This is a genomic window from Aeromicrobium sp. Root344 (assembly GCF_001425755.1).
Classification (GTDB): Bacteria; Actinomycetota; Actinomycetes; order Propionibacteriales; family Nocardioidaceae; genus Aeromicrobium.
The window spans coordinates 59,176-65,480 of the sequence record NZ_LMDH01000001.1 but is presented as its reverse complement, the minus strand read 5'-3'; the positions used below and the strand labels follow the sequence as shown (position 1 = coordinate 65,480).

Below are 6,305 nucleotides of genomic sequence, written 5' to 3'. Positions count from 1 at the left end.
GTCGACGTCTGGGTTGTCGGCGGTGGTGGTGCCGGGGGTGTTGACGGCGACGCCGGTGCCGACCGTCAGCGGGACACCTCAGGTCGACGCGACCTTGACGGCGGAGCCGGGCACGTGGGCACCCGACGGCGTGCAGCTCAGCTATCAGTGGTTCACCGGGACCACCGCTGCCGATGAGGTGCCTGTCAGCGGTGCCACCGCGTCGACCTACGTCCCCGTCGAGGGCGACATCGGCAAGCGTCTCGCGGTCGAGGTGACCGGCAGCAAGCTGGGCTACGCGAGCACGGCGAGCACCTCGGTCCTGGGAGAGCTGGTGACCCCAGCGCCGTCGATCGACGCGGGCACGCCCACCATCACCGGCACCGCCCAGGTGGGCAGGACGTTGACCGCCGACGCCGGAATCTGGGCGCCTGAAGGTGTCGAGCTCGCGCTCCAGTGGTTGCGTGACGGCACGCCGGTCGAGGGGGCGACCAGCACGACGTACGCCCTCGTCGGCGCGGACGTCGGCAGACCTGTCGCGCTCCGGGTCACCGGCACGAAGCCCGGCTTCCCGACCAAGGTCGCGACGAGCAGCGAGACGCAGGCCGTGGCCGAGGGCACGCAGGCCAGCACGCCGACCCCCACGATCACCGGCGCGACGGGGCTGGGCGATGTCCTGACCGCTGTGCCAGGTGACTGGGACACCGGCGTGACGGTGAGCTACCAGTGGGTGCGCGACGGGAACGCGTTGAGTGGCGAGACCGCGGCACAGCACACCGTGACCGCCACCGACATCGGGTCGTCGATCCGGGTGACGGTGACCGGCACGCGCGCCGGTTACGCGTCGCAGTCCGTGTCGAGCGCACCGCTCCCGGTGACGGGCGCGCAGACCGCCGGCAAGATCGCTCGTGCCCTGGCGACGTTCCACGCAGCGCTCGGCCGCGTCGGCACCGATCCGCTCGACATCTTCGTCGGACCCAGTGACTCGATCACGGAGGGCAACCGGGCCTCCAGCATCCAGAAGCGGTGGATCAGCGTGTTCCGCGACGGCCTGCGCAGGTCCTACCAGCCCAGCGGCGTGGCGGGCGGTTTCGGCTATCTCGACCTGATGAACAGCCCGAAGTTCCCGGACAACCCGTCGTCGTACGTCAACGGTGCCGGCGTGTTCGACCAGGGACTGGGGAGGCAGACGCTGGCGCTGTTCGGCGCGACCCAGACGATCACGGTCAACGACCGGTTCACTGACGTCGACATCCTCTACGCCGGGCTGACCGGAACCGCCGGCACGTTCGCGTACTCCGTGGACGGCGGTCCCGACGTCCGGGTCAGCACCGGCGGCAAGGCCGTGAGCCGCGGCGGATACGTCGAACGGGTCTCCGGGCTGGTCGCCGGCCCGCACCGCCTCGTGCTGCACGGTGGGGGCGGCGGCTACCCCTCGATCATCGAGGGCGTCATGCTCTACAACGGCGACCGCGACCGTGGCATCCGGCTCTGGGAGGGCGGCGCCAGCGGCCTCACCGCCGTGAACTACGTGGCACCGACGGACGCCTGGGCGGCGTCGCTCAAGGAGGTGCACCCCGACATCGTGGTCCTGCCGATCGGGTCCAACGACTACGCGCTCGGCACGCCGGCGAAGGACACCGAGGTCAGGATCCGGGAGATCATCGCGACGATCCGGGCCCGCGTCGACACGGACCCGTCGATCGTCCTGGTGCCCTACTACGAGCGGCCCACCTCGGGTACCGCCCCCTGGAGCACGTACGAGCAGATGTACGCCCGTATCGCGTCGACGGACCCCAAGATCGTCGTCTTCGACCTGGCTCTGCTGTTCGGCTCCTACGGAAGTGCGCAGCGCGTGGGACTGATGTCGCCCGACCTGCTCCACCCCTCGGACACCGGCTACGCGTTGATCGCCGACAAGCTGGCGGCGTTCGTCGCGCCGAGCCCACCGGGCTGAGCGGCCACGCAGCCGTTCGCTGCGTCTCCGACTCCGCCCCCGGACGTACGTCGGCCCGGCAGAGCAGCGCTCCACCGGGCCGACGTCTGGCTGATGACTAGCCGGTGACGCACTTCTCGACGTCCGACGCGATCGCGTCGCGCGCCTTCTCGTCCGCCTTGGTCGGCTTGAACTTGTTGTCCTGCTCCTTCAGGGCCTTGACAGCCTTGTCCGACAGCTTGGAGTCGACGATGGCCTCGGCGATGCAGTCGGCCTGCTTCTTGGTGAACTTCGTGCTGAAGACGTTGTCCTTCTTGGCAAGCTCCTTCGACAGCTCATCCTTGCTCGGGCGATCGCCTCCGCCGCCGCAGGCGCTGAGTGACAGCGCCGCAACGATGGCTACGGCGGTGAGTGACTTCTTCATAGGGTGATGTCCTTTGGGAGAGCTGTCCGCATCGATGGCGCGGATCGTCAGGGCCAACATCGTGCCAGCCTGACGCCCTCGCGTCTGCCGATTCAGATTTCGTCACCAACTGTTGACATCACCGTCGGTCCACATGCTGGTACGTCCTGTCTCACCACTTGACCACCGCCGCGTGGGCGACGAGACTGAACGCGTGCATGCAGAGATTCTCGTAGTACACCGCTGACGCGATGGCCTGATCCGGCCCCGCGTCTCCCTCGAATGCCTCACGGCCGAGGGATTTTTTTATGCGAACAGCCGGGTCACTCAACGACATACGATGGACCGAAACAGAAGGACGACATCATGACCGAGCAGCTCACGGGGGCCCAGAGCCTCGTGCGGGCGCTGGAGCACGCCGGGGTCGACACGATCTTCGGCATCCCGGGCGGCGCGATCCTGCCCGCGTACGACCCTCTCTTCGACTCCGAGAAGATCCGGCACATCCTCGTCCGGCACGAACAGGGTGCGGGGCACGCGGCGCAGGGCTACGCCATGGTCACCGGCAAGGTCGGGGTCTGCATGGCCACGTCCGGACCCGGCGCGACCAACCTCGTCACGGCGATCGCCGATGCCCACATGGACTCGGTCCCGATCGTCGCGATCACGGGCCAGGTGCCGAGCGGCTCGATCGGCTCGGACGCGTTCCAGGAGGCTGACATCCGCGGCATCACGATGCCGATCACCAAGCACAGCTTCCTCGTGACCGACCCCGCCGAGATCCCGCTGGTCATCGCCGAGGCGTTCCACATCGCCGGCACCGGACGACCCGGACCGGTGCTCGTCGACATCGCCAAGGACGCGCTGCAGGCCATGACGACGTTCACCTGGCCGAGCGAGCTCGCGCTGCCGGGCTACCGACCCACGACGCGTCCGCACGGCAAGCAGGTCCGCGAGGCCGCGCGCCTGATCGCGGCGGCCGAGCGTCCGGTCCTCTACGTCGGCGGCGGCGTCATCAAGGCCGACGCGTCGGCCGAGCTCAAGGTCCTGGCCGAGATGACCCAGATCCCGGTCGTCACGACGCTGATGGCGCGGGGCGCCTTCCCGGACTCGCACGAGCTGCACCTCGGCATGCCGGGCATGCACGGCACCGTCGCGGCGGTCGCCGCCCTGCAGAAGAGCGACCTGCTCATCTCGCTGGGTGCCCGGTTCGACGACCGTGTGACGGGCCAGCTGGCCTCGTTCGCGCCACTCGCCAAGATCATCCACGCCGACATCGACCCGGCGGAGATCTCCAAGAACCGCACGGCCGACGTCCCGATCGTGGGCGACTGCCGCGAGGTCATCGCCGACCTCATCTCGACCCTGCAGAAGCAGGCGTCCGAGGACGGGATCGAGGGCGACTACGCCGCGTGGAAGGCCCAGATGCTCGGCATCAAGGCGAGGTACCCGGTCGGCTACGACAAGCCGGAGTCGGGGCTCGCGCCGCAGACCGTGATCGAGCGCATCAACGCGATCGCGGGTCCTGAGGCGACCTACACCGCAGGCGTCGGCCAGCACCAGATGTGGGCCGCGCACTACGTCGACTTCGAACGCCCCCGCCAGTGGCTCAACTCCGGCGGCGCCGGCACGATGGGCTATGCAGTTCCGGCCGCGATGGGCGCGCAGGTCGGGCTGCCGGGCTCGGTGGTCTGGGCGATCGACGGTGACGGCTGCTTCCAGATGACCAACCAGGAGCTCGCCACCTGTGCGATCGAGAACATCCCGATCAAGGTCGCGGTCATCAACAACTCCTCGCTCGGCATGGTGCGCCAGTGGCAGACCTTGCTCTACGAGGGCCGCTACTCCAACACCGACCTCAACACGGGTCCGGAGTCGATCGGCGCGCGTCGCATCCCCGACTTCCTCAAGCTCGCCGAGGCGTACGGCTGTGTCGGCCTGCGCTGCGAGAGCGAGGAGGATCTCGACGCGACGATCGAGAAGGCCATGGCCATCACGGACCGTCCCGTCGTGATCGACTTCGTCGTGGAACGCGACGCGATGGTGTGGCCGATGGTCCACGCCGGCACCAGCAACGACGCCATCCAGATCGCCCGCGACCTGGCCCCCGAGTGGGATGACGAGGACCTCTGATCATGACCTCCCACACTGGTGACGTCACTCCCCGACTCGTGGAGCAGGTGGCGCTGGCTGAGCACCCAACGCAAGCTCGGCCGGCCAAGGGCATACGGCACGCGAAGCTCACGGCAGCCGAAAGGATGACCTCCGCATGACCTCCCACACCCTCTCAGTTCTCGTGGAAAACACCCCGGGCGTGCTGGCTCGCGTCTCGAGCCTGTTCATGCGACGCGGGTTCAACATCGACTCGCTCGCGGTGGGCCCGACCGAGATTCCTGAGATCTCCCGCATGACGATCGTCGTGAACGTCGACGAGCTGCCCCTCGAGCAGGTCACCAAGCAGCTCAACAAGCTCGTCAACGTCCTCAAGATCGTCGAGCTCGACTCGCACAGCGCCGTCGAGCGTGAGCTCATGCTGATCAAGGTCAAGACCGACGCCCAGACCAGGGGACAGGTGCTCGAGACCGTCCAGCTGTTCAGGGCTAAGGTGGTCGACGTTGCCACCGATGCCGTGACGATCGAGGCGACCGGCGACGCGGGCAAGCTCACCGCGATGCTGAACGTCCTCGAGCCGTTCGGCATCCGCGAGATCGCCCAATCAGGACGCGTGGCCATCGGCCGCGGATCCCGTTCCATCACCGACCGCACACTTCGTGCCGTTCCCGGCACGCAAGCAGGCTGAACACTTCAAGGAGAAGTACCCCGTGGCTGAACTGTTTTACGACGACGACGCAGATCTGAGCATCATCCAGGGCCGCCATGTGGCGGTCATCGGCTACGGCAGCCAGGGGCACGCGCACGCGCTCAACCTGCGCGACTCCGGCGTCGACGTCCGGGTGGGGCTCCTGGAGGGCTCCAAGAGCCGGGCCAAGGCCGAGGAGCAGGGCCTCCGGGTCCTCGGGGTCGCCGAGGCGGTCGAGGAGGCCGACGTCATCGTCATCCTCACGCCCGACCAGGTCCAGCGGCACGTCTACGCCGACTCGATCGAGCCCAACCTCGTCGACGGAGACGCCCTCGTCTTCGGCCACGGCTTCAACATCCGCTTCGGCTACATCAAGCCGCCGGCGGGTGTCGACGTCACGCTCGTCGCGCCCAAGGCGCCGGGCCACACCGTACGCCGCGAGTTCGTCGCGGGTCGCGGCATCCCCGACATCATCGGTGTCGAGCAGGACGCGACCGGCAAGGCGTGGGACCTCGCGCTGTCGTACGCCAAGGCGATCGGCGGTACCCGGGCCGGCGTCATCAAGACCACGTTCACCGAGGAGACCGAGACCGACCTCTTCGGTGAGCAGGCTGTCCTCTGCGGCGGTGTCTCGCACCTGGTCCAGGCCGGCTTCGAGACGCTGACCGAGGCCGGCTACCAGCCCGAGATCGCCTACTTCGAGGTGCTCCACGAGCTCAAGCTCATCGTCGACCTCATGTGGGAGGGCGGCATCGCGAAGCAGCGCTGGTCCATCTCCGACACCGCTGAGTACGGCGACTACGTGTCTGGCCCCCGCATCATCGATGCCTCGGTCAAGGAACGCATGCAGGACGTGCTCAAGGAGATCCAGGACGGCACGTTCGCGTCGCGCTTCATCGCCGACCAGGACGCCGGAGCGCCCGAGTTCCTCGCACTGCGCGAGAAGGAGGCCGGCCACTCCATCGAGGCGACCGGCAAGGTCCTGCGCTCGCACTTCTCGTGGAAGCAGCAGGACGCCGACTACGTCGACGGCCAGGCCGCGCGCTAGTCAGCAACGACCCGAGAGGGGCGTCACCGCTTCGGCGGTGGCGCCCCTTCGGCGTACCGCGGCGCCGTTCAGCGGGGCATCGCCGAGCGTTCGCCTCCGCGCCCACCTCGCGTCACCTGCCTCGCCTTGCATCGTGTGG

5 protein-coding genes are annotated in these 6,305 nt (G+C 68.2%); 4 read left to right on the top strand and 1 reads right to left on the bottom strand.

The window, feature by feature from the left end; translation table 11 throughout:
• Nucleotides 1-1,936 (top strand): GDSL-type esterase/lipase family protein (locus tag ASC61_RS00295; RefSeq protein WP_235503439.1); only part of this gene is annotated, 1,936 nt, incomplete at its 5' end.
• Between the two features lie 97 nt (nucleotides 1,937-2,033).
• Here the strand turns inward: ASC61_RS00295 and ASC61_RS00290 are convergent.
• On the bottom strand, nucleotides 2,034-2,339 hold the full coding sequence (locus tag ASC61_RS00290; RefSeq protein ID WP_056207711.1) for a hypothetical protein: 306 nt from the start codon (nucleotides 2,337-2,339) through the stop codon (nucleotides 2,034-2,036).
• A 345-nt stretch (nucleotides 2,340-2,684) separates the two neighbouring features.
• Between ASC61_RS00290 and ASC61_RS00285 the strand changes: the two genes are divergently transcribed.
• From ASC61_RS00285 to ilvC, 3 genes are all read left to right on the top strand, one after another.
• On the top strand, nucleotides 2,685-4,451 hold the full coding sequence (locus tag ASC61_RS00285; protein ID WP_235503437.1) for an acetolactate synthase large subunit: 1,767 nt from the start codon (nucleotides 2,685-2,687) through the stop codon (nucleotides 4,449-4,451).
• 136 nt (nucleotides 4,452-4,587) lie between these two features.
• Entirely contained in the window at nucleotides 4,588-5,118 is a 531-nt protein-coding gene (gene ilvN, locus ASC61_RS00280) for an acetolactate synthase small subunit (protein ID WP_056207708.1), read from the top strand.
• Between the two features lie 22 nt (nucleotides 5,119-5,140).
• A complete protein-coding gene (gene ilvC, locus ASC61_RS00275) occupies nucleotides 5,141-6,166 on the top strand; it encodes a ketol-acid reductoisomerase (RefSeq protein ID WP_056215073.1) in 1,026 nt (341 codons plus the stop codon).
• Nucleotides 6,167-6,305: the final 139 nt, after the last annotated feature.